Source organism: Nonomuraea antri, assembly GCF_013283785.1.
In the GTDB taxonomy this organism is placed as follows: domain Bacteria; phylum Actinomycetota; class Actinomycetes; order Streptosporangiales; family Streptosporangiaceae; genus Nonomuraea; species Nonomuraea antri.
Map to the genome: position 1 here is coordinate 17875 of NZ_JABCPZ010000087.1, position 22323 is coordinate 40197.

The 22323-nt window shown below is 70.2% G+C and carries 22 protein-coding genes; 15 read left to right on the plus strand and 7 right to left on the minus strand.

Annotated elements, in window-relative coordinates; translation table 11 throughout:
• Position 1 precedes the first annotated feature (1 nt).
• The 3 genes from HII36_RS26595 to HII36_RS26605 all read right to left on the minus strand — a co-directional run bounded on the left by HII36_RS26595 (position 2) and on the right by HII36_RS26605 (position 2843).
• Positions 2 to 943, minus strand: coding sequence for an NYN domain-containing protein (locus HII36_RS26595; RefSeq protein WP_173525979.1), 942 nt, complete (start codon positions 941 to 943; stop codon positions 2 to 4).
• 107 nt (positions 944 to 1050) lie between these two features.
• Positions 1051 to 1251, minus strand: a complete 201-nt coding sequence (locus HII36_RS26600) for an acyl-CoA carboxylase subunit epsilon (protein WP_173525980.1) — start codon at positions 1249 to 1251, stop codon at positions 1051 to 1053.
• Positions 1248 to 2843, minus strand: a complete 1596-nt coding sequence (locus HII36_RS26605; RefSeq protein WP_173525981.1) for an acyl-CoA carboxylase subunit beta — start codon at positions 2841 to 2843, stop codon at positions 1248 to 1250. The genes HII36_RS26600 and HII36_RS26605 overlap by 4 nt, the downstream gene beginning before the upstream one ends.
• Positions 2844 to 2879: 36 nt before the next feature.
• Here HII36_RS26605 and HII36_RS26610 point away from each other — a divergent pair, with 36 nt between their 5' ends.
• The 3 genes from HII36_RS26610 to HII36_RS26620 all read left to right on the plus strand — a co-directional run bounded on the left by HII36_RS26610 (position 2880) and on the right by HII36_RS26620 (position 7905).
• The gene (locus HII36_RS26610; protein WP_173525982.1) at positions 2880 to 3656 is read left to right on the plus strand and encodes an ABC transporter ATP-binding protein; all 777 of its coding nucleotides are present in this window, start codon (positions 2880 to 2882) and stop codon (positions 3654 to 3656) included.
• Positions 3653 to 5218, plus strand: a complete 1566-nt coding sequence (locus HII36_RS26615; RefSeq protein ID WP_173525983.1) for a hypothetical protein — start codon at positions 3653 to 3655, stop codon at positions 5216 to 5218. The genes HII36_RS26610 and HII36_RS26615 overlap by 4 nt, the downstream gene beginning before the upstream one ends.
• A gap of 68 nt (positions 5219 to 5286) precedes the next feature.
• The gene (locus tag HII36_RS26620) at positions 5287 to 7905 is read left to right on the plus strand and encodes a phosphoenolpyruvate carboxylase (protein WP_236003893.1); all 2619 of its coding nucleotides are present in this window, start codon (positions 5287 to 5289) and stop codon (positions 7903 to 7905) included.
• Between the two features lie 9 nt (positions 7906 to 7914).
• Here HII36_RS26620 and HII36_RS26625 read toward each other — a convergent pair whose 3' ends face one another.
• The 3 genes from HII36_RS26625 to HII36_RS26635 all read right to left on the minus strand — a co-directional run bounded on the left by HII36_RS26625 (position 7915) and on the right by HII36_RS26635 (position 12123).
• Positions 7915 to 9006 (minus strand): epoxide hydrolase family protein, encoded by a 1092-nt coding sequence (locus HII36_RS26625; RefSeq protein WP_173525984.1) that lies wholly within the window; start codon positions 9004 to 9006, stop codon positions 7915 to 7917.
• Between the two features lie 73 nt (positions 9007 to 9079).
• The gene (gene fdhD / locus HII36_RS26630; RefSeq protein WP_173525985.1) at positions 9080 to 9919 is read right to left on the minus strand and encodes a formate dehydrogenase accessory sulfurtransferase FdhD; all 840 of its coding nucleotides are present in this window, start codon (positions 9917 to 9919) and stop codon (positions 9080 to 9082) included.
• Complete coding sequence (locus tag HII36_RS26635) at positions 9916 to 12123, minus strand: FdhF/YdeP family oxidoreductase (RefSeq protein ID WP_173525986.1); 2208 nt, start codon at positions 12121 to 12123, stop codon at positions 9916 to 9918. Before HII36_RS26635 ends, fdhD begins: the two co-directional genes overlap by 4 nt.
• 83 nt (positions 12124 to 12206) lie before the next feature.
• Here HII36_RS26635 and HII36_RS26640 point away from each other — a divergent pair, with 83 nt between their 5' ends.
• The 9 genes from HII36_RS26640 to HII36_RS26680 all read left to right on the plus strand — a co-directional run bounded on the left by HII36_RS26640 (position 12207) and on the right by HII36_RS26680 (position 19343).
• Positions 12207 to 13028, plus strand: a complete 822-nt coding sequence (locus HII36_RS26640; RefSeq protein ID WP_173525987.1) for a biotin--[acetyl-CoA-carboxylase] ligase — start codon at positions 12207 to 12209, stop codon at positions 13026 to 13028.
• 33 nt (positions 13029 to 13061) lie between these two features.
• On the plus strand, positions 13062 to 13571 hold the full coding sequence (locus tag HII36_RS26645) for a PH domain-containing protein (RefSeq protein WP_173525988.1): 510 nt from the start codon (positions 13062 to 13064) through the stop codon (positions 13569 to 13571).
• A 73-nt stretch (positions 13572 to 13644) separates the two neighbouring features.
• The gene (locus HII36_RS26650) at positions 13645 to 14559 is read left to right on the plus strand and encodes an adenylate/guanylate cyclase domain-containing protein (protein ID WP_173525999.1); all 915 of its coding nucleotides are present in this window, start codon (positions 13645 to 13647) and stop codon (positions 14557 to 14559) included.
• A 14-nt stretch (positions 14560 to 14573) separates the two neighbouring features.
• Positions 14574 to 15659: an S-(hydroxymethyl)mycothiol dehydrogenase gene (locus HII36_RS26655; RefSeq protein WP_173525989.1), complete on the plus strand. Its 1086-nt coding sequence runs from the start codon at positions 14574 to 14576 to the stop codon at positions 15657 to 15659.
• Positions 15656 to 16276: an MBL fold metallo-hydrolase gene (locus HII36_RS26660; protein WP_173525990.1), complete on the plus strand. Its 621-nt coding sequence runs from the start codon at positions 15656 to 15658 to the stop codon at positions 16274 to 16276. Before HII36_RS26655 ends, HII36_RS26660 begins: the two co-directional genes overlap by 4 nt.
• Positions 16277 to 16376: 100 nt before the next feature.
• Positions 16377 to 16553, plus strand: coding sequence for a (2Fe-2S)-binding protein (locus tag HII36_RS26665; protein WP_173525991.1), 177 nt, complete (start codon positions 16377 to 16379; stop codon positions 16551 to 16553).
• Positions 16554 to 16571: 18 nt separating this feature from the next.
• On the plus strand, positions 16572 to 17060 hold the full coding sequence (gene bfr / locus HII36_RS26670; RefSeq protein ID WP_173525992.1) for a bacterioferritin: 489 nt from the start codon (positions 16572 to 16574) through the stop codon (positions 17058 to 17060).
• 333 nt (positions 17061 to 17393) lie between these two features.
• Positions 17394 to 18062 carry a response regulator transcription factor gene (locus HII36_RS26675; RefSeq protein ID WP_043620820.1) on the plus strand — a complete coding sequence of 223 codons (669 nt, stop codon included), beginning with the start codon at positions 17394 to 17396 and terminating at the stop codon, positions 18060 to 18062.
• A 3-nt stretch (positions 18063 to 18065) separates the two neighbouring features.
• Positions 18066 to 19343: an ATP-binding protein gene (locus HII36_RS26680; protein WP_173525993.1), complete on the plus strand. Its 1278-nt coding sequence runs from the start codon at positions 18066 to 18068 to the stop codon at positions 19341 to 19343.
• On the opposite strand, the gene HII36_RS26685 is transcribed toward HII36_RS26680, so the two are convergent.
• A complete protein-coding gene (locus HII36_RS26685; protein ID WP_173525994.1) occupies positions 19327 to 19806 on the minus strand; it encodes a GtrA family protein in 480 nt (159 codons plus the stop codon). The two genes, HII36_RS26680 and HII36_RS26685, sit on opposite strands and share 17 nt — an antisense overlap.
• A 129-nt stretch (positions 19807 to 19935) precedes the next feature.
• Here HII36_RS26685 and HII36_RS26690 point away from each other — a divergent pair, with 129 nt between their 5' ends.
• The 3 genes from HII36_RS26690 to HII36_RS26700 all read left to right on the plus strand — a co-directional run.
• Entirely contained in the window at positions 19936 to 21279 is a 1344-nt protein-coding gene (locus HII36_RS26690) for a 5-(carboxyamino)imidazole ribonucleotide synthase (protein ID WP_268959624.1), read from the plus strand.
• Positions 21276 to 21809: a 5-(carboxyamino)imidazole ribonucleotide mutase gene (purE, locus tag HII36_RS26695; RefSeq protein ID WP_328807909.1), complete on the plus strand. Its 534-nt coding sequence runs from the start codon at positions 21276 to 21278 to the stop codon at positions 21807 to 21809. The genes HII36_RS26690 and purE overlap by 4 nt, the downstream gene beginning before the upstream one ends.
• A 68-nt stretch (positions 21810 to 21877) precedes the next feature.
• Positions 21878 to 22323 (plus strand): hypothetical protein (locus HII36_RS26700; RefSeq protein ID WP_217369996.1); only part of this gene is annotated, 446 nt, incomplete at its 3' end.

Genomic DNA, 22323 nt, shown 5'->3' on the forward strand with positions numbered 1-22323 from the left:
CTCACTTGGACGAGACGCCGACCCCGAGGTCGAACTCCCGGTAGACGCGCGCCCAGAACCCGTCGCGCAGCCACACCCGCGCCTCCGGGTACGGCCGCAGCGAGTGCCCGAGCTCCTTCTCCGCCTCGATCAGCAACTCGGTGTCGATGACGGTGGGGAGTATCGGTCCGGGCAAAAGGTCGCGGATGTTGTCGCGGCCGCGCGTGAGTATCCACTTCTGCGCCACGTGCTCGCCCACGTCCTCGACCCGGGGGCGGCTGGGACCGAGCTTGGCCACCTGGCCGGGCTTGGCGTGCGGCTTGACCGGCGTGCGTCCGGCGAAGACCTGGGCGGGAGAGGGGGCGGCGACCGGCGGGGCGACCGGGACGGGCTGGGGAGCACGGCTGAAAAAGGGCCTCAGGAAATCAGCAGAGATCACTTCCACGGTGTCGGACTCCCACACCAGGCGCTCGGCCTGGTTGGTGCCGTAGGGCGGCTCCACGCCCCACAGGTGGATCCGCACCCCGTACGCCTGCGCCGCCTCCACGGCGGGCACCATGTCCTCGTCGCCGGCCAGCAGGATCGTGTCGGTCACCGCGTGGTGTCTGGCCAGGGCCTCCAGATCGCTCCTGATCTGGGCATCGACGCCTTTCTGCTGGCCACGGGCGTTCAGGTTGCCAAGCCGCACCTTCACCCAGGGAAGCTGGGCGATGACCCGCTGGTCGACGGTGGGCACGCGGTCACGGGCGGCGTCATACCAATAGATCCGCAGGAGTTCCCCAGAAATACGTTCCTCTGCATGTTTCTGTAGACTCTGGATGAGCTCATCGGCGGCCACCCGATATTCCTTGCGTTCCTTCGCACCGAGCAGCACTTCTCCCGCCGCCGCGTAGAGATAACCGACATCCACTAGGACGGCGTACTTGGCTGCCACAGGATGCGGCATGAGGTCTGGGATGGCCATGTCGTCCTCCAGGCCGCGGTGTTAGTTGATCGGCTGACTATATACGCCTACTTTCTCTAGATAGTCCCAACTCCCGGGGAACTTGACACCCGATTCCCAGGATCTATCTAGGGTAGGCCACTCATCCGCCAAGCCGACTTCCCCGGTGCGACAGGCTTACGCATAGCTCTAGCTGGGTTTCGCCATGTTTGTCTTCTCGGTCGGGGCCGCTCTTCGGGTGGGGCCTGCCGGGCCGCCAGGACGGCGACCAAGGCGGCGATCTCTTCGGGCGTGGCGTCGCCTCGGACAATGCGCAATTGGGCCGTCATAGTGGGATGTTCCCATGCTTCTTGGCCGGCAGGGAGGCACGCTTGTTCCGCAGTGCCCGCAGGGCCTTGACTACTTGACTCCGGGTTTCGGATGGCCGGATTACCGCATCGACGTACCCGCGCTCCGCGGCGATGTACGGGTTCGCCAGCGTGTCCTCGTACTCGGTGACGAGCCTGGCCCGCTCTGCGTCCGGGGTCTCGGCGGCGGCCAGCTCGCGCCGGTAGAGAATGTTGACCGCGCCCTGCGCGCCCATCACCGCGATCTGCGCGGTCGGCCACGCCAGGTTCACGTCCGCGCCGAGGTGCTTGGAGCCCATGACGTCGTACGCGCCGCCGTACGCCTTGCGCGTGATGACCGTGATCAGCGGCACCGTGGCCTCGGCGTACGCGTAGAGCAGCTTGGCGCCGCGGCGGATGATTCCGTTCCATTCCTGATCGGTCCCCGGAAGGAATCCCGGTACATCAACAAAAGTCAGGATCGGAATATTGAAGGCATCACATGTTCGAATAAATCGGGCGGCCTTCTCGGAGGCGTTGATATCCAGACATCCGGCGAAATGCATGGGCTGGTTGGCCACGATGCCCACGGGCTGCCCGTCCACCCGGCCGTACCCGACCACGATGTTCGGCGCGAACAACGCGTGGACCTCCAGGAACTCCCCGTCGTCCAGCACGTGCTCGATCACCCGGTGCATGTCGTACGGCTGGTTGGCGGAGTCCGGGATCAGCTCGTCCAGCTCGGCGTCGGGCTCCAGGTCGGTGGCCGCCTCGTACATCGGGGCCTCGTCCAGGTTGTTCGACGGCAGGTACGACAGCAGCGCCTTGACGTACTCCAGCGCGTCCGCCTCGTCGGCCGCCTGGTAGTGGGCCACCCCTGACTTGGTGTTGTGCGTGTGCGCGCCGCCCAGCTCCTCGAACGTGACCTCCTCGCCGGTCACCGTCTTGATCACGTCGGGCCCCGTGATGAACATCTGGGACGTCTGGTCCACCATCACCACGAAGTCGGTCAGCGCGGGCGAGTACACGTGCCCGCCGGCCGCCGCGCCCATGATCAGGGAGATCTGCGGGATCACGCCGGAGGCGTGCACGTTCCGCTTGAAGATCTCGGCGTAGAGCCCGAGCGCGACCACGCCCTCCTGGATGCGCGCGCCGCCGCCCTCGTTGATGCCGATGATCGGGCAGCCGGTCTTGAGCGCCAGGTCGAGCACCTTGACGATCTTCTCGCCGTACACCTCGCCGAGCGAGCCGCCGAAGACGGTCACGTCCTGGGAGAACACGCAGACCTGACGGCCGTCGACGGTGCCGTGTCCGGTGATCACGCCGTCGCCGTAAGGGCGCTTCTTCTCCAGGCCGAACATGGTGGAGCGGTGCCTGGCGAACGCGTCGAACTCCACGAACGAGCCCTCGTCCAGCAGCGCGAGCACCCGTTCGCGGGCCGTCATCTTGCCTTTGGCGTGCTGCTTCTCCACCGCGGCCGCGGATCCGGCGTGCAGCGCCTCGTCCAGCCGCCGCTCCAGATCGGCGATCTTCCCGGCAGTGGTGTGAAAGTCCGGCGTCTCCGGCATCTCTGGCATCGGGTCAGCAGCGCTCATGCGCGCAAGGCTAATACCCCCTCCTACAGTGGAGCCATGACGGATGCTGTTCGCACCCACGGGCTCTTCAAGCAGTACGGTCCCCAGATCGCCGTCGCGGGAGTCGACCTCGTCGTCCCGGCGGGCAGCTTCGCCGGTCTGGTCGGACCCAACGGCGCGGGCAAGACGACCACGCTCAGCATGATCACCGGGCTGCTCCGGCCCGACGGCGGCCAGGCGCAGATCGACGGATTCGACGTCTGGCGAGACCCCGTGCAGGTCAAGGCGCGCATCGGGGTGCTGCCCGAAGGGCTGCGGCTGTTCGAGCGGCTGTCCGGGCGCGAACTGCTCCTCTACAACGGCCGCCTGCGCGGCATCCCCAAGGCCGACGTCGAACAGCGGGCCGGCGAGCTGCTGGCCGTCATGGACCTGACCGAGGCGGCCGACAAACTGGTCGTCGACTACTCCACCGGCATGCGCAAGAAGATCGGCCTGGCCGCGGCGCTGCTGCACAACCCGTCCGTGCTCTTCCTGGACGAGCCGTTCGAAGGCGTCGACCCGGTCAGCGCCAACACCCTCACCGACGTCCTGCGCCGCTTCACCGCCTCGGGCTCCACCGTGATCTTCTCCAGCCACGTCATGGACCTGGTCGAGCGGCTGTGCGACTGGGTCTCGGTGATGAACGGCGGCCACATCGTCGCCCAGGGCCCGCTGGCCCAGGTGCGCGGCGAGCGCAGCCTCAACCAGGCCTTCCTCGACCTGGTCGGCGGCCCCCGCGCGGGCGGCGACGCCGGCCTGACCTGGCTCGGCGCGGGCACCAAGGAAACCCCGTGAGCACGGCGCTGCTGTTCGCGCGGCTCAAGCTGCGGCTGCTGGCCGGGAACCTGCGCGGCGACGTCCAGCGCAAGATCGGCTTCATCTTCACCCTGGTCCTGGCCTTCTGCCTGAGCATGCTCGGGTTCTTCCTGATGAGCCTGCTGCGCCTGGCCCCCGACGACGTCGCCGCCCAGCTGGTGATCGTCTCGTTCTCGTTCTTCCTGATCAGCTGGATGATCGTGCCGCTGCTGGCGTTCGGGCTCGACGACACGCTCGACCCGGCCAGGCTGTCGCTGTTCCCGCTGCGCACCCGCGAGCTGGCGGTCGGCATGTTCGCCGCCTCGGCGACCGGCGTGTGGCCGCTGGCGATGCTGATCGTCACCGCCGGCGCCCTGGTCGGCCTGCCCAGGAGCGTGGGCGGGGTGCTGCTCGGGGTGCCCGCCGTCCTGCTGGTGTTCGCGTTGTGCCTGGTCACGTCCAGGCTCATCACCACCGCGCTGTCGAGCGCGCTGCGCAGCAGGCGCGGGCGCGACGTGCTCGCCGTGGCGGCGCTCGGCGTGGTGCTGCTGGCGCAGCTGCCGAACCTGGTGATGAACCAGGGCCTCGGCGACCCGGCCGCGATGCTGGCGCGCCTGGCCGGCGTGCTCAGGTGGACGCCGCCGGGCATGGCCGCGCACGCGATCACCGACGGAGGTCTGGCCGGGGTGGCCGAGCTGGTCGTCGTGGCGCTGTCCGTGCTGGTGATCGGCTGGCTGTGGATCAAGGCGCTCAACCGGGCCCTGGTCACGCCGGACGTCTCCACCCAGGCCGCGTCCGTGCGCAGGGAGAGCGGGCTGATCGACCGGTTCCTGCGCGACGGCCCGCTGGCGGCGGTGGTGACCAAGGAGCTGAAGTACATCAGGCGCGAGCCCAGGTTCAGGGTCGGCTGGTTCTCCTCGATCGTGGTGACCGTGGTGCTGGCCTTCTCCTTCACCGGCAACTCGCAGGGCGAGCCCGGCGCGTGGATGCCGGTGGTGCTCACCTCCGCCGCCGCGCTGATGATCGCGCTGCAGTCGGGCAACGCGTTCGGCATCGACGGGCGCTCGTTGTGGATGAACGCCATGGTGTTCGGCGACGAGCGCGGCCTGCGTACCGACCTGGCCGGGCGGCACCTGGCCAACGCGCTGATCGCGGCCCCGCTGCTGGTCGTGGTCGCGGTGGTGGCCGGGATCCTGGCGGGCACGCCTGAGGCGATACTGCCCGCCGTGCTGGCCGGGCTGGGCGCGCTCGGCATCGGGCTCGGCGTCGGGTCGGTGACCAGCGTGACCGTGCCGTACACGGTGCCCGAGCGGATGAACGCCTTCAGCGGCGCGGCGCCCGGGCAGGGCGGGCAGGCGTTCGCCTCGGCCTTCTGCGCGCTGATCGGCATCGCGCTGTTGTCGCTGCCGTTCGTGATCCCGATCGCGATCGGCCACCTGTGGGTGTCCGCGCTGGCCCCCTTCTACGGTCTCGGCGCCGAGGTGCTCGGCCGGCGCCTGGCCGCCAGGATCGGCTTCCCGCGGATGCCCGAGCTGGTCACGGCGGTGTCAAAGCCCACTTGACCAGTGGTCTAGTCCAATTGGTGAGACCGGTCTACGGTCGTTCTCGGCGACTCGATACCCTTCGAAACATGATTGACCAGGGCGTCGAGCGTCGCAGCGCGGCCGTAACCGACATGCCGGCAGAGCTTCGTTATGATGTGCGTCTGCTGGGTGAACTGCTCGGACAGGTGATCGCCGAGCAGGGTGGCGAAGACCTGCTCGCCGATGTGGAACGGCTGCGTAAAGCCGTCATCGCCGCCCGCAGGAAGGAGATCTCGGCCGACGAGATCACCTCCATGGTCGCGGGCTGGGAGATCGAGCGGGCCGTCCAGATCGCCCGCGCGTTCACCTGCTACTTCCACCTGGCCAACCTGGCCGAGGAGCACTACCGCATCCGCATCCTGCGCGAGCGCGACACCGAGGGCCAGGTGCAGCGAGAGTCGCTGGCGCAGGCCGTCCGCGAGCTGGGCCACGAGCGCGCCGGCGAGCTGCTGCAGGGCCTGGAGCTGCACCCGGTGCTGACCGCGCACCCGACCGAGGCGCGCAGGCGCGCGGTCGTCACCGCGATCCAGCGCGTCAGCGGCCAGCTCACCGAGTACAACGCGCCCGGGCGCGGCGCCTCCGAGCGCGCCGAGCACCGGCGCAGGCTGCTGGAGGAGATCGACCTGCTGTGGCGCACCGCCCAGCTCCGCTCCACCAAGCTCGACCCGCTCGACGAGGTGCGCACCGCGATGGCCGCCTTCGACGAGACGCTGTTCCGCGTGGTGCCGCAGGTCTACCGCTCGCTCGACGCCGCGCTCGCCGCCGGCACCGGCACCAGGCCGCCGCTGGCCAGGCCGTTCATCAGGTACGGCAGCTGGATCGGCGGCGACCGCGACGGCAACCCGAACGTCACCGCCAAGGTCACCCGCGACACGATCCAGATCCAGGCCGAGCACGTGCTCACCGCGCTGGAGACGGCCTGCACCCGCATCGCCCGCACGCTCACCGCGACCGCCCAGCTCGCCCCGGCCTCGGCCGCGCTGACGTCGGCGCTGGCCGCGGCCGTCGACGGGCACCCCGACCTGGTCTCCGAGCTGGCCACCCGGTCGCCGCAGGAGCCGCACCGGCAGTGGCTGCTGTACGTGGCCGCGCGCATCGCCGCCACCCACCGGCGCAACCTGGACCTGGCCTACCGCTCGCCCGCCGAACTGCTCGCCGACCTGCGGCTGGCCCAGGAGTCGCTGGCCGCAGGCGCGCCACGGCAGGCGTACGGCGAGTTGCAGCACCTCATCTGGCAGGTGGAGACGTTCGGCTTCCACCTGGCCGAGCTGGAGGTGCGCCAGCACTCGCAGGTGCACGCGGCGGCGCTGGCGGAGATCAGGGCCGGCGGCGCGCTGTCGGAGCGCACCGAGGAGGTGCTGGCCACGATCCGGGTGATCGCCTGGATCCAGGAGCGGTTCGGCGTCACGGCCTGCTCCCGCTACGTCGTGTCCTTCACCCGCACCGCCGACGACATCGCGGCCGTCTACGAGCTGGCCGGGCACGCGCTCGGCGACCGCGCGCCGGTGCTCGACGTGGTGCCGCTGTTCGAATCCGGCCAGGACCTGGCCAACTCGCCCGGCGTGCTCGCCGGCATGCTGGAGCTCCCGCAGGTCCAGCGCCGCCTGGCCGACACCGGCCGGCGCATGGAGGTCATGCTCGGCTACTCCGACTCCGCCAAGGAGCTCGGCCCGGCCGCGGCCACCCTGCGCCTGTACGAGGCGCAGGAGGAGCTGACCGCCTGGGCCGCGGCGCACGACGTGAAGCTGCGCCTGTTCCACGGCCGCGGCGGCGCGCTCGGCCGCGGCGGCGGCCCGGCCAATCGCGCGGTGCTCGCCCAGGCCCCCGGCTCGGTCGCCTGCCGATTCAAGGTCACCGAGCAGGGCGAGGTCATCTTCGCCCGCTACGGCCACCTGGCGATCGCCCGCCGCCACATGGAGCAGGTCACCAACGCGGTGCTGCTGGCCTCCTCGCCCGCGGTCGGCGCGCGCAGCGCCACCGCCGCCGAGCGCTTCCGCCCGGTCGCCGAGCGCGTGGCCACCGCCTCGGAGCAGGCCTATCGCGCGCTCACCGAGGCGCCCGGCTTCCCCGAGTGGTTCGCGCTGGTCAGCCCGCTGGAGGAGATCGGCTCGCTGCGCCTGGGCTCGCGCCCGGCCCGCCGCGGCCTCGGCGCCCCGCGCTCACTGGACGACCTGCGCGCCATCCCCTGGGTGTTCGCCTGGGCCCAGACCCGGGTCAACCTGCCCGGCTGGTACGGCCTGGGCGCCGGCCTGGCCTCCGTGCCGCTGGACGAGCTGCGGGCGGCGTACAAGGAGTGGCCGCTGTTCAACGCGATGCTCGACAACGCCGAGATGTCGCTGGCCAAGACCGACCGGTCGATCGCCAAGCGCTACCTGGCGCTCGGGGGCAGAGACGACTTCGCCCAGCAGGTGCTCGACGAGTACGACCGCACCCGGAGCCTTGTCCTGGAGGTCACCGGGCACACCCGGCTGCTGGAGAACCGCCGGGTGCTCTCGCGTGCCGTGCAGTTGCGCGACCCGTACGTGGACGCCCTGTCGCACCTGCAGTTGCGCGCCCTGCGCGCGCTGCGCACCGGCAACCCGTCGGAGCAGGAGCGCGAACGGCTGTCCACGCTCCTGCTCCTGTCGGTCAACGGTGTGGCCGCCGGCCTGCAGAACACCGGCTGACCGGGCGGTTCAGCGCAGGCCGTCGAAGAAGGCCCGCACGTCCGAGGTGAGGATGCCGGTGGCCGAGTGCGCGGTGTAGTGACCACGCGCCGGCGCCGGCAGGGTCTTCCAGGAGACGATGTTGCGGTGGTCGCGCTCGGCGAAGCGGCGGATCGAGGCGAAGTCGCCTTCGGCCATCGCCAGCGCGGTCGGCGCGGTCGTCGGCTCCTTGGGCTGTTCGAGCTCCGCGGCCCGGGCGTTCTCCCAGTACAGGCGCAGCGCCGAGCCCGCGGTTCCGGTGAACCAGTGGATCGAGGCGTTGGTCAGCACGAAGTCGTCGTCCAGGTCCTCGTCGAAGAGCTGGGCGAGCCAGCCGACCAGGCCCGAGGGGGAGTCGGCGAGCGCGTGGGCGAGCGTCTGCGGCTGCTGCGAGTGCAGCACGTTGAACGCGCCCTTCTCCTTCCAGAACCAGTCGAGGATGGCCAGCCCGGCCTGCTCCTCCTCGCTGAGGTCGGCGAACTCGGCCGGGTCGCCCGAGGGGAAGGAGAAGATCTGGGTGACGTGCACGCCCACGACGTGCTCGGGGGCGATCCTGCCGAGCTCCGGCGAGATCATCGAGCCGCCGTCGTTGCCCACCGCGCCGTAGCGCTCGTAGCCCAGCCTGGCCATCAGCTCGGCCCAGGCCCGGGCGATGCGCTGGTTGTTCCAGCCCACCTCGGTGGTCGGGCCGGAGAAGCCGAAGCCCGGCAGCGACGGGATGACCAGGTGGAAGTGGCGCGAGAGCGGCTCGACGGCGTTGAGGTACTCGGCGATCGAGCCGGGCCAGCCGTGGGTGAGGATCAGCGGCAGCGCGTCCGGGTTCTCGGAGCGTACGTGGATGAAGTGGATGTTCTGCCCGTCGATCTCGGTGGTGAACTGCGGGTGGGCGTTGAACCTGGCCTCCTGCGCCCGCCAGTCGAAGCCGTCGCGCCAGCGCTCGACCAGGCGCTTGACCCGCGACACCGCGACGCCCTGCTCGGCGCCGGGGATCTCGTCGGTGAAGCGGGTCCTGGCCAGCCGGTCGCGCAGGTCGTCGAGGTCGGCCTGGGGGACGGCGATGCGGAAGGGGCGGATCTCGGTCATGGCTGGACCTTTCGAACGGGAACGGCTTGTTCTGTTCCAACTATAGCAGAACGGAACGCTTCATTCCACAACTTCAGACCAGGATCCGCTCCTGACCCGCGTACACGTTGCACCGTTCGCCGCGCAGGAAGCCGACCAGCGTCATCCCGAAGTCCCTGGCCAGCCGCACGGCCAGGGACGACGGCGCAGACACCGCGCACACCGCCGGGATGCCGGCCGCCAGCGCCTTCTGCATGATCTCGTAGCTGGTCCTGCCGCTGACCATGAGCACGTGGTCGGTCAGCGGCAGCCGGTCGGTCAGCGCCGCCCAGCCGGCCAGCTTGTCGACGGCGTTGTGCCTGCCCACGTCTTCACGCACCGCCACCGGCGACCCGGTGGCGGTGAACAGCCCGGCCGCGTGCAGCCCGCCGGTCTTGCCGAACACGCCCTGCGCCGCGCGCAACGCGTCGGGCAGGCCGTACAGGACCTCGGGGGTCAGCCGCAGCCGGCCGGGCGGGAGCGGCGCGCAGCGCTCGCGCAGCGCGTCGAGGCTGGCCGAACCGCACACGCCGCACGCGCTGGAGGTGAGGAAGTGCCGGTCGAGCGCGGGCAGGTCGGGCAGCGGGCCGTGCAGGCGCACGGTGACCGTGTTGTAGCGGGCCTCGGGCGGCAGGTCCTCGTCGGTGCAGTACGCGATGGCCGCGATGTCCGAAGGACCGGCCAGCCCCTCACCGTGCAGGAACCCGGCCGCCAGCTCGAAGTCGTGCCCCGGCGTGCGCATGGTGATCGCCACGGTCTTGCGCGCGCCGTCGGCCGCGGTGAGCCGGATCTCCAGCGGCTCCTCGCCGGCCAGGTCGTCGCGGCGCTCCCTGGCGGTCGTGCCGTTCAGCTCCAGGATCCTGGCCCGCGCGGTCGGGCCCTGGCGGGTGGTCACAGCGCCCGCACGGTGACGAGGGCGTTGTAGTCGGGGATCTTGGCGTCGGGGGAGCGGCGCGCCTCGTCCAGCAGGACGTTGCCCTCCGGCCAGTGCACCTGCAGGTTGCCGGGCATCACCGGAGCACGCAGCACCTTGCCCCGGTAGGTGCGCTCGCCCGAGCGGAGCTCGATCGGCGCGCCGTCGGCCAGCCCCAGCCTGTCGGCGTCGTACTCGCTCATCAGCACCGCCTCGCGTGTCGCGCCGTTGAAGCCGTCCAGCCGCTCGTGGACCATGCTGTTGAACTGCTTGCCGCGCCGCGTGGCCACCATGAACGACCCGTCGGGGCGCTCCAGCGCGGGCAGCGCGACCGCCGAGAACCTGGCCAGCCCGTCCGGCGTGCCGAAGCGGCCGTCGGCGAACAGGTGCCGGCCGCCGTACTGGACGTTGTCACCGAACGCGCGCAGCTCCGCGATGCCCCGGTAGAACGGCACCGCCTCCTCGATCTCCGCCCTGATCTGCGGCGTGCCGGTGAAGCGCAGCCGGTCGGCGAGTTCGGGACGCGCCCGGGCGGCCAGCTCGGTGAAGATCTTCCACTCCGGCCACGCCTCGCCCACGCGCGGCCCCTCGACCTCGGGCGAGAAGATGATCCGCCGCTCGGTGGAGGTCTCGGTCACGCCGCCGACCATCTCGTAGCGGGTCTGCGCGGGCAGCAGCAGCACGTCACCCTCGCTCGGCACCAGCATCTGCGACGACAACACGATGTCGACGTGCACCCGCAGCCTCAGCCTGGACAGCGCCTCGCGGCAGTAGCCGGGATCGGGCAGCACCTCCAGGAAGTTGCCGCCGGAGGAGATCAGCGCGTCGAGCTCGCCCGCGTGCGCGGCGTCGATCATCTCGGTCGCGGTCAGCCCGGGCTCGGCAGGCACCTCGAAGCCCCACCGCTCGGTGAACGCCGCGGCGTGCCGCGCCGTGATCGGCAGGCCGCCGGGCAGCCCGGTCGCGTACGCCCCCATCTCGGCCCCGCCCTGCACGCCGCTGTGCCCGCGGATGGGCATCAGCCCGCACTTGTCGCGCCCGACGAAGCCGCGCGCCAGCGCCAGGTTCACGATGGCCCGCACGTTGTCCTCGCCGTAGGCGTGCTGGGTGATGCCCATGGACCACACCAGCACCGCCGACTTCGCCTCGCCGAGCAGCTCGGCCAGCCGGAACATGTCCGCGCGCGACGCGCCCGACAGCGCCTCCAGCTCCTCCCACGACTGCTCGCGCACCGCCTGGCAGGCCCGCTCGAAGTCCGCGGTACGCGCGTCGACGAACGCCTTGTCCACCCAGCCGTTGTCGATCAGGTGCTTGAGCACGCCGTTCAGGAAGCCGATGTCGCCGCCCACGTTCACGCCGAAGAACTCGTCAGTGATCTTCGTGCCGAACAGCGCGGACTCGGCGTTCGACGGCACCCAGTACTTGTCCATGCCGGGCTCGCGGTAGGCGTTCACCATCGCGATGCGGGTGCCCGCCTTCTTGGCGTGGTAGAGGTACTTCATCGCGACCGGCTGGTTGTTCGACGGGTTCGACCCGATGAAGACGATCAGGTCGGAGCCGATCCAGTCGGTGTAGGAGCAGGTCGTCGCGGCCGCGCCGATGGTCTGCTTGAGCGCCACCGTCGAGGGCGAGTGGCAGATGCGCGCGGCGTTGTCCACGTTGTTCGAGCCGAGCGCGCGGACCGCCTTCTGCGCCGCGTAGTAGTTCTCGTTCGGCACGCCGCGGCTGGTCAGGTAGACGCCGAAGCGCGCGTCGCGCACCGCTTCGGCGGCGAGGCGCAGCGCCTCGTCCCAGCTCACGCGGGTGAAGCCGGGCTCGCCCGCGCGGCGCAGCATCGGGTACGGCAGCCGCCCCAGGTCACGCAGCTCGGCGCTCTTCCGGCCGGCCAGGCCCGACACGTCGCGCAGCAGCGACACGTCGAGCGCGGGCATGGTGTTCAGCGGCAGCAGCCTGAGCCTGATGTTGCACAGGTGGATCTCGTCCATCGTCCAGTCGCGCATGCCCTGCGTGCCGAGCGCGCACCCGTCGCAGGTGCCCTGGTTGAGAATCCGCCAGGCGTAACGCCTGTTGCCCTTGACCGACCGGAACGCCTTCACCAGTTCCAGATAGTTGTTCGGCTTGCGCAGCCCCAGCCCGAACGGCCGCAGCGAGGCCCAGTTGCGTGGGTCCAGTCGACGTCTCCTCATCCCCCCATCTTCCCTGGCCAGGGTTCGGCAAGACAGTCAAGGCCGGGCGATGGCCGCCATCGGGATTCCGCCAAGATGGACGCATGTCCCACTCGCGCTACTCCGACCTCGACCGTCCGCCGCTCTCCGAGACGGCGCTCAACCGCGCGCTGGTGCGTCCTGGCAGCCTGTGGACGGGCATCACGGTCGTCGACAGCACCGGCTCGACCAACGCCGACCTCACAGAACTGGCCAAGCATGGCGCGCCGGAAGGCACGGTCCTGGTGGCCGAGGCCCAGGTCGCCGGGCGCGGCAGGCTGGGCCGCGCCTGGAACGCGCCCGCCCGCTCGGGGCTCACGTTCTCCGTCCTGCTCAGGCCGCGACCGCCCGTCGCCACGCAGGGCTGGCTGCCGCTGCTGTACGGCGTCGCCGCCGCCTCGGCCGTGCGCCGGCTCGCCGAGGTGGACGTCCGGCTCAAATGGCCCAACGACCTGCTGATCGGCGAGGGCAAGCTGGCCGGCGTGCTGGCCGAGCGGGTGGACGACGCGGTCGTCATCGGCATGGGCATGAACGTCACGCTCCGCCAGGACGAGCTGCCCGTCGGCACCGCGACCTCGCTGGCGCTCGCGGAATCCGCCTGCCTCGACCGCGACCCGCTGCTGCGGGCCGTACTCAGGGAGATCGAGACGCACTACCGCGACTGGAGCGAGGCCGACGGCGACGCCGAGCGGTGCGGGCTGCGCGCGGCGTACCTGGCCTCGAGCGCCACGGTCGGCCGCGAGGTCAGGGTCGAGCTGCCCGGCGCCCGGACGCTGACCGGCCTGGCCACCGGCGTCGACGCGGCCGGCCACCTGCACGTGACCGCCGGCGACGAGCGCTACACGCTGAGCGCGGGAGACGTCGTGCACGTTCGCCCATCCACATAGCTCTGGGGCGAGGTTGATGGCACGATTTGCGGCATGACCCTTCCCGACCACCATTTGACGCAGGGTGAGCGGCGCATCCGGTCCTTCCATCCCCACTGGAAGCGGCTGGTCGTCCCGTTCGTCGCGTTGGTGCTCATCGCCGCGGGCACGGGTGCGGCGATCTACTTCATGCCCGTCTGGGAGTACGACTCCTACGCCCGCATGGCCGTGGCCGTCATCGGCGTCCTGCTGCTGACGATCTGGTCGTTCGTGCCGTATCTGCAGTGGAAGAACACCGGCTACGTGCTCACCACGCACCGCTTCACGATCAGCACCGGCGTGCTCAACAAGTCGACGGACGAGATCCCGATGACCAAGGTCAACACGGTCAGCTCCGACCAGACGTTCGCCGAGCGGATCCTCGGCTGCGGCACGCTCACCGTCGAGTCCGCCGGTGACAGGGGGCAGATCGTGCTGCGCGACATTCCGCGCATCCAGGACGTCCGCACCGATCTGTTCCGGCTGGTGGAAGACGCATCCGACGGCGACATCGACGGCCGGTAGCCTCTTGGGCGTGAACGCCGCAGAGCCGTCGGGCAGGCCCACAGCCGAGGAGATCGAGCGCCTGCTCGTCGGCATGCCGGCGCGTTTCACCAGAACCGAGGTCGCCGCCCAGGCCGGGGTGTCGCAGCCGCTGGCCGAGCGCATCTGGCGGGCACTCGGCTTCGCCCAGCTCGCCGACGACGCCGTGGCCTTCTCCGAGGCCGACGTCGACGCGCTCAAGCGGGTGCGCACCATGCTCGACAGCGGCCTGCTCGACGAGCCCACGGTCATCCGCATGGCCCGCGCGCTCGGCCAGACCACGGCCAGGCTCGCGCAGTGGCAGGCGGAGATCATGATCGGCGCGATGCTGCCGGACGAGCCGTCCGACGGCGACCTGGCCAAGGTCCTGCAGACCGCGCGCGGCCTGCTGCCCGACTTCGAGCAGGTGCTGATCCACGTCTGGCGGGCCCAGCTCGCCGCCGCCGGCACCCGGCTGCTGACAATCGCCGACATCAACGACGAGCTGGTGCCCACCCGCGTGTCGATCGCGGTGGGCTTCGCCGACCTCGTCTCGTTCACCCGCAGGGCCCGCGAGCTGGCCGAACGTGAGCTGGCCGAGCTGGTGGAAGGCTTCGAGTCGCGGGCCGCCGACGTGGTGGCCGCGCACGGCGCCCGGCTGGTCAAGACGCTCGGCGACGAGGTGCTGTTCACCGCGCCCACCCCGGCCCAGGCCGCGGCCATCGCGCTCGACCTGGTCGAGACCGGCGAGCTGCGCATCGGCATGGCCTACGGCCCGGTGCTGCCGATGATGGGCGACGTGTTCGGCACCACGGTGAACCTGGCCGCCAGGCTCACCGCCATCGCTCGTCCCGGCACGATCGTCGTCGACGCCGAGCTGGCCGAGGGTCTCGACGGCCACGACGCGTTCGATGCGCACAAGATGAGACGGCGACCGGCCAGAGGACTCGGCGTGGTGCAGCCCTACGTCTTGCGGAGATCAACTCACTGACGCAGGATGCTGGCATGCCGTACGAAGTGCAGGGCGTCATCGCCAGAGGCAAAGGTCAGGAAGTGTCCGTCGAAACGGTGATCGTGCCGGATCCCGGGCCGGGTGAGGCGGTGGTGAACGTCCAGGCGTGCGGCGTGTGCCACACCGACCTGCACTACCGGGAAGGCGGGATCAACGACGAGTTCCCGTTCCTGCTCGGGCACGAGGCGGCGGGCACGGTCGAGGCGGTCGGCCCGGGCGTGACCGGGCTCGAACCCGGCGACTTCGTGATACTCAACTGGCGCGCGGTGTGCGGCCAGTGCCGCGCCTGCCTGCGCGGCCGCCCGTGGTACTGCTTCAACACGCACAACGCCGCGCAGAAGATGACGCTCAAGGACGGCACCGAGCTCTCGCCCGCGCTGGGCATCGGCGCGTTCCTGGAGAAGACGCTGGTCGCAGCCGGGCAGTGCACCAAGGTCTCGGCCGAGGCCCCGGCGCAGGTGGCCGGGCTGCTCGGGTGCGGCGTGATGGCGGGCATCGGCGCGGCCGTCAACACCGGCGGCGTGACGCGCGGCGACACGGTGGCCGTGATCGGCTGCGGCGGCGTCGGCGACGCGGCGATCCTGGGCGCGTCGCTGGCCGGCGCGAGCAAGATCATCGCGGTGGACGTGGACGACCGCAAGCTGGCCTGGGCCCGCGACTTCGGCGCCACCGACACGGTCAACTCCCGCGAGAGCGACCCGGTCGCCGCCATCCGCGACCTGACCGGCGGCTTCGGCGCGGACGTGGTCATCGAGGCGGTGGGCCGTCCGGAGACCTACGAGCAGGCCTTCTACGCCCGCGACCTGGCCGGCACGGTCGTGCTGGTCGGCGTGCCGACCCCGGAGATGCGGCTGGAGCTGCCGCTGCTGGAGGTGTTCGGCCGCGGCGGCTCGCTCAAGTCGTCCTGGTACGGCGACTGCCTGCCCTCGCGCGACTTCCCGATGCTGATCGACCTGTTCCTGCAGAACCGGCTGCCGCTGGACAAGTTCGTGTCGGAGACGATCGGGCTCGACCAGGTCGAGGAGGCGTTCGCCAAGATGCACCGCGGCGAGGTGCTGCGTTCGGTGGTCCTCCTATGATCGACAAGGTCGTGACGTCGGGCACGTTCTCGCTGGACGGCGGCACGTGGGACGTCGACAACAACGTCTGGCTGATCGGCGACGCCCGGGAGGTCGTGGTGGTCGACGCCGCGCACGACGCCGAGGCCATCGCCGAGCGCGCGGGCGGCCGCACGGTCAAAGCCATCGTGTGCACGCACGCGCACAACGACCACATCAACGCCGCCGCCCGGCTGTCGGAGCTGACCGGCGCGCCGATCCTGCTGCACCCGGACGACCAGGTGCTCTGGGCGCAGCACTACGGCCCCGAGGTGACGTACCGGCCGCTGGCCGACGGCGAGAAGATCGAGGTCGGCGGCATCACGCTGCGGGTGCTGCACACGCCGGGCCACGCCCCTGGCGCGGTCTGCCTGTACGGCCCCGAGCTCGGCGCGTTGTTCAGCGGCGACACGCTGTTCAACGGCGGGCCGGGGGCGACCGGGCGGTCGTACTCGTCGTTCGACACGATCATCGAGTCCATCACCGCGAAACTGCTGACGCTGCCGGGCGAGACGGTCGTCCACACTGGGCACGGCGGCTCGACCACGATCGGCGCCGAGGCCCCGCACCTGCGGGAATGGCTGGCCAGGGGTCACTGAACTGTGGCGGAGGTAACGTAGGCAAGCCTTACCGAAGTGGGCTATCTTAGGTGTGCCTTACCTAACGGCTCCCACCCCTTCGCGAAAGGCTTGCCGCCGCATGTACGTCTGCGTTTGTCGTGCTGTGACCGAGAATGAGGTCCACGACTGCATCGCCGCGGGCGCCCGGAGTGCGAAGCAGATTCGCGACACCACTGGTGCCGGCGGGGACTGTGCCTCTTGTGTCCGGAAGATCTGTGCGATCCTGAAACGGTCTGAAGAACTGACGACCGCATAGCGACGAGGGGCCCGTTCCATGCAGGGCGACAAGCAGATCATCGAGCTGCTCAACGAGCAGCTGACCGCGGAGCTCACCGCGATCAACCAGTACTTCCTGCACGCGAAGATGCAGGAGAACTGGGGATACACGGGGCTCGCCAAGCACACGCGCGACGAGTCGATCGACGAGATGCGCCACGCCGAGCGACTCACCGACCGCATTCTCTTCCTCGAAGGGCTGCCCAACTACCAGCGTCTGGGCACCCTCCACATCGGGCAGACCGTCGAGGAGCAGCTCAGAGCCGACCTGGAGGTCGAGCTCTCGGTCGTGCAGCGGCTGCGGCCGGCCATCCAGTTGATGCGCGAGAAGGGCGACATCACCTCGGCCAAGATCTTCGAGGACATCCTGGCCGACGAGGAAGAGCACATCGACTACCTGGAGACCGAGCTGTCGCTCATCCAGAGCCTCGGCGAGCAGCTCTACCTGGCTCGCTACGCCGACCCGCACGGCCACAGCGTCACCTAGTCACAGCTCGTCCATCATCGCGCGGCGCCGCCGTCGTCCTGCCGGTACGGGCGGGATCGTCCCCCTGGCGGCGGTGATGCCGTCCATTGTCACTTTCTGGAAATCCGTCCTTGACGCGGCCGCTGATGCCGCGCGCGACACGCCCGGCGTGCCGATTGAAACGGAGAGAAGTGGGAATGATCATCCGATGCTTTTCTCCCCCTTAAACGCGGTAATTTAATCACGACCAACCGTATTTTAGCCGTGTTTGCCCAGGTCAATGGATAGGTCAACGACGAGTCAAACCGCGCGCTGTACCCGGGAAACGATCGCCTAAGGTCCTACGATCGCTTTATGACCTGCGTACTTCTCGCCGAGGATGACACCTCGATTTCCGAGCCACTCGCGCGTGCGCTACGCCGCGAGGGCTATCAGGTTGAGGTGAGCCCCGACGGCCCGCAGGCCCTGGAGAGGGCTCTGTCGGGGGGCATCGACCTCATCGTTCTCGATCTCGGCCTGCCAGAAATGGACGGGCTCGAGGTCGCGCGCCGCATCCGTGCCGAGGGGCACGGCACGCCGGTGCTGATCCTCACCGCCCGCGTCGACGAGGTCGACACGGTCGTCGGTCTCGACGCCGGGGCCGACGACTACGTGACCAAGCCGTTCCGCCTGGCCGAACTGCTGGCCAGGGTCCGCGCGCTGCTGCGGCGCGGCACCTCCGAGACCCCGGTCGTGCAGGGCGTCCGCATCGACGCCGACTCCCGCCGCGCCTGGATGGGGGAGAAGGAACTGCACCTCACCACCAAGGAGTTCGACCTGCTGCGCGTGCTCGTACGCGACGCGGGCAAGGTGGTGACCCGCGAGCAGATCATGCGCGAGGTGTGGGACACCAACTGGTGGGGCTCGACCAAGACACTCGACATGCACATCTCGTGGTTGCGCCGCAAACTCGGCGACGACGCGGCCAAGCCCCGATACATCACCACCGTCCGGGGGGTCGGCTTCAGGTTCGAACGCGAGTAGGAGATGCGTCGCCGCCTGCTCTTCTCCACGCTGGTCGTCGCGGTCATCGCGGTCCTGCTGCTGGGGGTCCCCCTGGGCATCGTGGTCAGCCGTCTCATCGTCGACAAAGCGACCCAGGACCTCAGAGGTGAGGCGGGGCGCCTGGTACAGGAGGTGGAATACGCCCGTGTCCAGGAGACGCCGCTCGACCCACAACAACTGGAACAGAAATACCCGGGCAGGTACATCCAGATCTGGGAACGTTCGGCCCTGCCCACGGTGACCGTCGTCGGCACCGCGCCGCCGTCCGGGCGGATGATGACGGGACACGCCGACAACACCTCCGGCATCTACGTGCGCATCAGCCGTGACAGGGAGGAAGTCGAGCGGGACGTCCGCGCGCGCCTGCTGCTGATCGTGGCCCTGGCCGGCGCGGCTCTGGCGGTGGCGGTGGGACTGGCCGTCGTGCAGTCACGCCGCCTGACGCTGCCGCTGCAGGACCTGGCCAAGATCGCCGAACGGCTGGGCTCGGGCGACGCCAGGCCGAGCAAGCACCGCTACGGCATACCCGAACTCGACCGGGTGGCCCAGGTGCTCGACCGCAGCGCCACCCGCATCTCCGACCTGCTCACCAGGGAACGCGAGTTCGCCACCGACGCCTCACACCAGTTGCGCACCCCGCTGACCGGGCTGACCATGCGCCTGGAGGAGATCGTCGCCGCCGCCGACCACCCCGAGGTCGTCCGCGAGGAGGGCGAGGCCGCGATCGTGCAGGCGGAACGGCTGACGGCGGTGATCGACGAACTGCTCGCCGCGGCCCGCCGCCAGCGCCACTCCCAGACCGAGCCCGTCGCCATCGACGAGGTGCTGGCCCAGCAGATCACCGAGTGGGAGCCGGTCTTCCGCGACGCCGGCCGCTCACTGCGGCTCGAAGGGTCACGCGCGCTCAAGGCGCTGGCCACCACCGGCGGATTCGGGCAGGTCATCGCCTCGCTGCTGGAGAACTCCCTGCGGCACGGCGGCGGCACGGTCACCGTCACCACCAGCACCGGCGGCAACTACGTGGTCACCGAGGTGGCGGACGAGGGCCCGGGCATCGCCGACGAGATCGCACCCAAGATCTTCGACAGGAACGTCAGCGGCGGTGGCGGCACCGGGCTCGGCCTGACCCTGGCCCGCGCGCTGGCCGCCGCCGACGGCGGACGGCTGGAACTGGTGCGCAGGCGGCCGGCCACGTTCGCCATCTTCCTGCGACCGGCCGAGGACGACGCCAGGAACAGGGTCGTCAGCGGTCCTGCTTGATGCCGGACTCCGGCAGCTCGACCGGGATGGGCTCGGTGGCCTCGAGGAACACCCACCGCTTGTACGACCAGTAGCGGAACAGGGTGCCGAGCCCCACCCCGATGAAGTTGGCGGTGTACAGGCTGAACAGGTCGTCCAGGTGCAGGGTGTACTTGGTGAAGCCGATCACCAGCATGCCGAACAGCAGCGCGATGCCGTTCAGCAGGAAGAACAGGAAGTATTCGCGGCCCAGGCCGCTCTGCTCGCGGTCTCTGAACGTCCAGAACCGGTTGCCGACGTAGGCGAACGTGGTCGAGACCGTGGTGGCGAGCACCTTGGACGTCAGCGGCCCCCAGCCGACCGCCAGCAGCAGCATGTAGATGCCGGTGTCGATGAGGAAGGCGACGGCGCCGATGGTGCCGAACTTGCTCAGCTCGTGAACCAGGGACTCGAACCGCTGGTAGAGGCGCTTGGCGAACTCCACGTCTCTGCTGGGTCCTTTCCCTCGGTCTCTAGGACGGCGCGACCACAACCAGCCTACCGGCCACGATGTGCGACCGGTGTCAGAGCGGCGAACATACCGCGCAAAGAACGTATTTAGAAATATCGTCTTATGAGCGGCATTTCTGTATGTGGCGGATTACGCTGCGGAGCAGTCCGGACGCGCCCCGGGCGGCCAAGACGCTGGGCGGCCGTGCCCTGCGGGGCGACCCGGAACGGCCGTCCAGCCCTTGACCTATGGCACCGTCTCCATTGTCTGGGACGACTGCGGCGGGTGAGTCATTCCGCCCAGGTAAGCTCACATCACGTGAGTTCCTACAGCCCCATCGGGCCGGTCGTCGGCGTGGTCGGCGCGGGCCAGCTGGCCAGGATGTCCCAGCCGCCGGCCGTAGCGCTCGGCGTCGAGCTGCGGGTGCTGGCCAATTCCGCCGACGAGAGCGCCGCCAGGGTGATCGTCGACACGCGTATCGGTGACTATCGCGAACTGTCCGACCTGCGGGCGTTCGCCAAGGGCTGCGACGCGGTCACCTTCGACCACGAGCACGTGCCCACCGAGCACATCAGGGCGCTGGCCGCCGACGGCCACGCCGTGCACCCCGGCGCCGACGCTCTCGTCCACGCCCAGGACAAGGCGGTCATGCGCGAGCGCCTGACCGAGATCGGCGTGCCGTGCCCCGCCTGGGCGCGCGTGGAGTCGGCCGACGACGTCACGCGCTTCGCGGCCGAGAACGGCTGGCCGGTGGTGCTGAAGGCGGTTCGCGGCGGCTACGACGGCCGCGGCGTGTGGGTGTGCCGCACGGCGGACGAGGCGGCGCAGGCGTTCGCCACCGGCGTGCCGCTGATGGCCGAGGCGTTCGTGCCCTTCGAGCGTGAGCTGGCCGTCATGGTCGCCCGCTCGCCGCACGGCCAGGGCGTGAGCTACCCGGTCGTGGAGACCGTGCAGCAGGACGGCATCTGTGTCGAGGTGCTCGCCCCCGCGCCCGGGCTCGACCCCGAGGAGGCGGCCGAGGCGCAGCGCATCGGGCTGAAGATCGCCCACGAGCTGGGCGTGACCGGGCTGCTGGCCGTCGAGCTGTTCAGGACGGCAGGCGGGCTCGTGGTGAACGAGCTGGCCATGCGCCCGCACAACAGCGGCCACTGGACCATCGAGGGCGCTGCCACCTCCCAGTTCGAACAGCATCTGCGGGCGGTGCTCGACCTGCCGCTCGGCTCGCCGGCGATGACCGCGCCGGTGGTCGTCATGGCCAACCTGCTCGGTGGTGACGACCCCGACCTGTTCAAGCGGTACGAGCACGTCATGGCGCACGATCCGGGCGTGAAGATCCACTTTTATGGCAAGGAAGTCCGTCCTGGGCGGAAGATCGGGCATGTGACGGCGCTGGGCACCGACCTCGACGACGTCCGCGCCCGCGCCAGGCACGCGGCCGTCTACCTGACCACCGGGGAGTACACGTGAGCGACGCGCAGGTGACGGGCGCTGCCGGCGGCGGTGTGCGGGTGGGCATCGTCATGGGCAGCGACTCCGACTGGCCGGTCATGAAGGCCGCGGCCGAGGCGGTCGCCGAGTTCGGCATCGGCTTCGAGGCCGACGTCGTCTCCGCGCACCGCATGCCGGTGGAGATGATCGAGTACGGGCGGCGGGCCGCCGGGCGCGGCCTGCGCGTCATCATCGCCGGCGCGGGCGGCGCCGCCCACCTGCCCGGCATGCTGGCCTCCGTCACGCCGCTGCCGGTGATCGGCGTGCCGGTGCCGCTGAAGTACCTGGACGGGATGGACTCCCTGCTGTCGATCGTCCAGATGCCGGCCGGGGTGCCGGTGGCCACGGTCGCGGTTGGCGGCGCGCGCAACGCCGGGCTGCTGGCGGTGCGGATCCTGGCGGCGGCCGACGAGGGGCTGCGGGCCCGCATGGAACGCTTCCAGGAGAGCCTGAAGGACCAGGCGTACGCCAAGGGCGAGAAGCTCCGGGCCGAGGCCGCCGAACTCTGACCTCAACCCTCCCGTCACGGGTGACGGGAGGGTTTATTCATGGGCGGAACGGTGGTTACCGTGCCCCCATGGATGAAGTGATCAAGGAGCACGCGGCTAGGGTTCGCGAGGCCGATCCTCTGGTGGCCGGGCACGACCAGTTGCCCGTGCCCGGGCCGGGTGAAGAGCTGGTCGAGGTGGCCGGTGGGGTGGGGCTGGCCTGGGTGGACCGGGTGGATCCCGGGTCGGTGAACGCCTGCTGGTCGCCGCTCACCGTGCATCGGTTGCAGGCCAGGGTGGCCGGGCCCGACCCCGCCGGTGTGCTCGGCGGGCTGGTGGACCGGTGGATCGAACGGGTCGAAACGGCCGCCGACGCCGGGGACGCCGAGCGCGCCCTGTCCATCTCCTGGCCGAGCCGGGACACCGCGCCGCTCCGGGCGCTGGCGCTGCGCGGGTTCGCGCCGCTGTCGGCGATGGCGGTGCGCGGTGTGGGTGAGTCGGGGGTCGGAGAGTCGGGGGTCGGAGAGTCTGGGGT

Bases quoted from the DNA above. Each gene is read 5' to 3' on its own strand.
- HII36_RS26640 (WP_173525987.1), top strand. From the start codon at position 12,207: ATGTCCCACTCGCGCTACTCCGACCTCGACCGTCCGCCGCTCTCCGAG.
- HII36_RS26605 (WP_173525981.1), bottom strand. From the start codon at position 2,843: ATGAGCGCTGCTGACCCGATGCCAGAGATGCCGGAGACGCCGGACTTT.
- HII36_RS26600 (WP_173525980.1), bottom strand. From the start codon at position 1,251: ATGACGGCCCAATTGCGCATTGTCCGAGGCGACGCCACGCCCGAAGAG.
- HII36_RS26660 (WP_173525990.1), top strand. From the start codon at position 15,656: ATGATCGACAAGGTCGTGACGTCGGGCACGTTCTCGCTGGACGGCGGC.
- HII36_RS26595 (WP_173525979.1), bottom strand. From the start codon at position 943: ATGGCCATCCCAGACCTCATGCCGCATCCTGTGGCAGCCAAGTACGCC.
- HII36_RS26680 (WP_173525993.1), top strand. From the start codon at position 18,066: ATGCGTCGCCGCCTGCTCTTCTCCACGCTGGTCGTCGCGGTCATCGCG.
- HII36_RS26625 (WP_173525984.1), bottom strand. From the start codon at position 9,006: ATGACCGAGATCCGCCCCTTCCGCATCGCCGTCCCCCAGGCCGACCTC.
- HII36_RS26665 (WP_173525991.1), top strand. From the start codon at position 16,377: ATGTACGTCTGCGTTTGTCGTGCTGTGACCGAGAATGAGGTCCACGAC.
- HII36_RS26655 (WP_173525989.1), top strand. From the start codon at position 14,574: ATGCCGTACGAAGTGCAGGGCGTCATCGCCAGAGGCAAAGGTCAGGAA.
- HII36_RS26690 (WP_268959624.1), top strand. From the start codon at position 19,936: ATGAGCGGCATTTCTGTATGTGGCGGATTACGCTGCGGAGCAGTCCGG.
- bfr (WP_173525992.1), top strand. From the start codon at position 16,572: ATGCAGGGCGACAAGCAGATCATCGAGCTGCTCAACGAGCAGCTGACC.
- HII36_RS26675 (WP_043620820.1), top strand. From the start codon at position 17,394: ATGACCTGCGTACTTCTCGCCGAGGATGACACCTCGATTTCCGAGCCA.
- HII36_RS26610 (WP_173525982.1), top strand. From the start codon at position 2,880: ATGACGGATGCTGTTCGCACCCACGGGCTCTTCAAGCAGTACGGTCCC.
- HII36_RS26620 (WP_236003893.1), top strand. From the start codon at position 5,287: ATGATTGACCAGGGCGTCGAGCGTCGCAGCGCGGCCGTAACCGACATG.
- HII36_RS26635 (WP_173525986.1), bottom strand. From the start codon at position 12,123: ATGAGGAGACGTCGACTGGACCCACGCAACTGGGCCTCGCTGCGGCCG.
- HII36_RS26645 (WP_173525988.1), top strand. From the start codon at position 13,062: ATGACCCTTCCCGACCACCATTTGACGCAGGGTGAGCGGCGCATCCGG.
- HII36_RS26650 (WP_173525999.1), top strand. From the start codon at position 13,645: ATGCCGGCGCGTTTCACCAGAACCGAGGTCGCCGCCCAGGCCGGGGTG.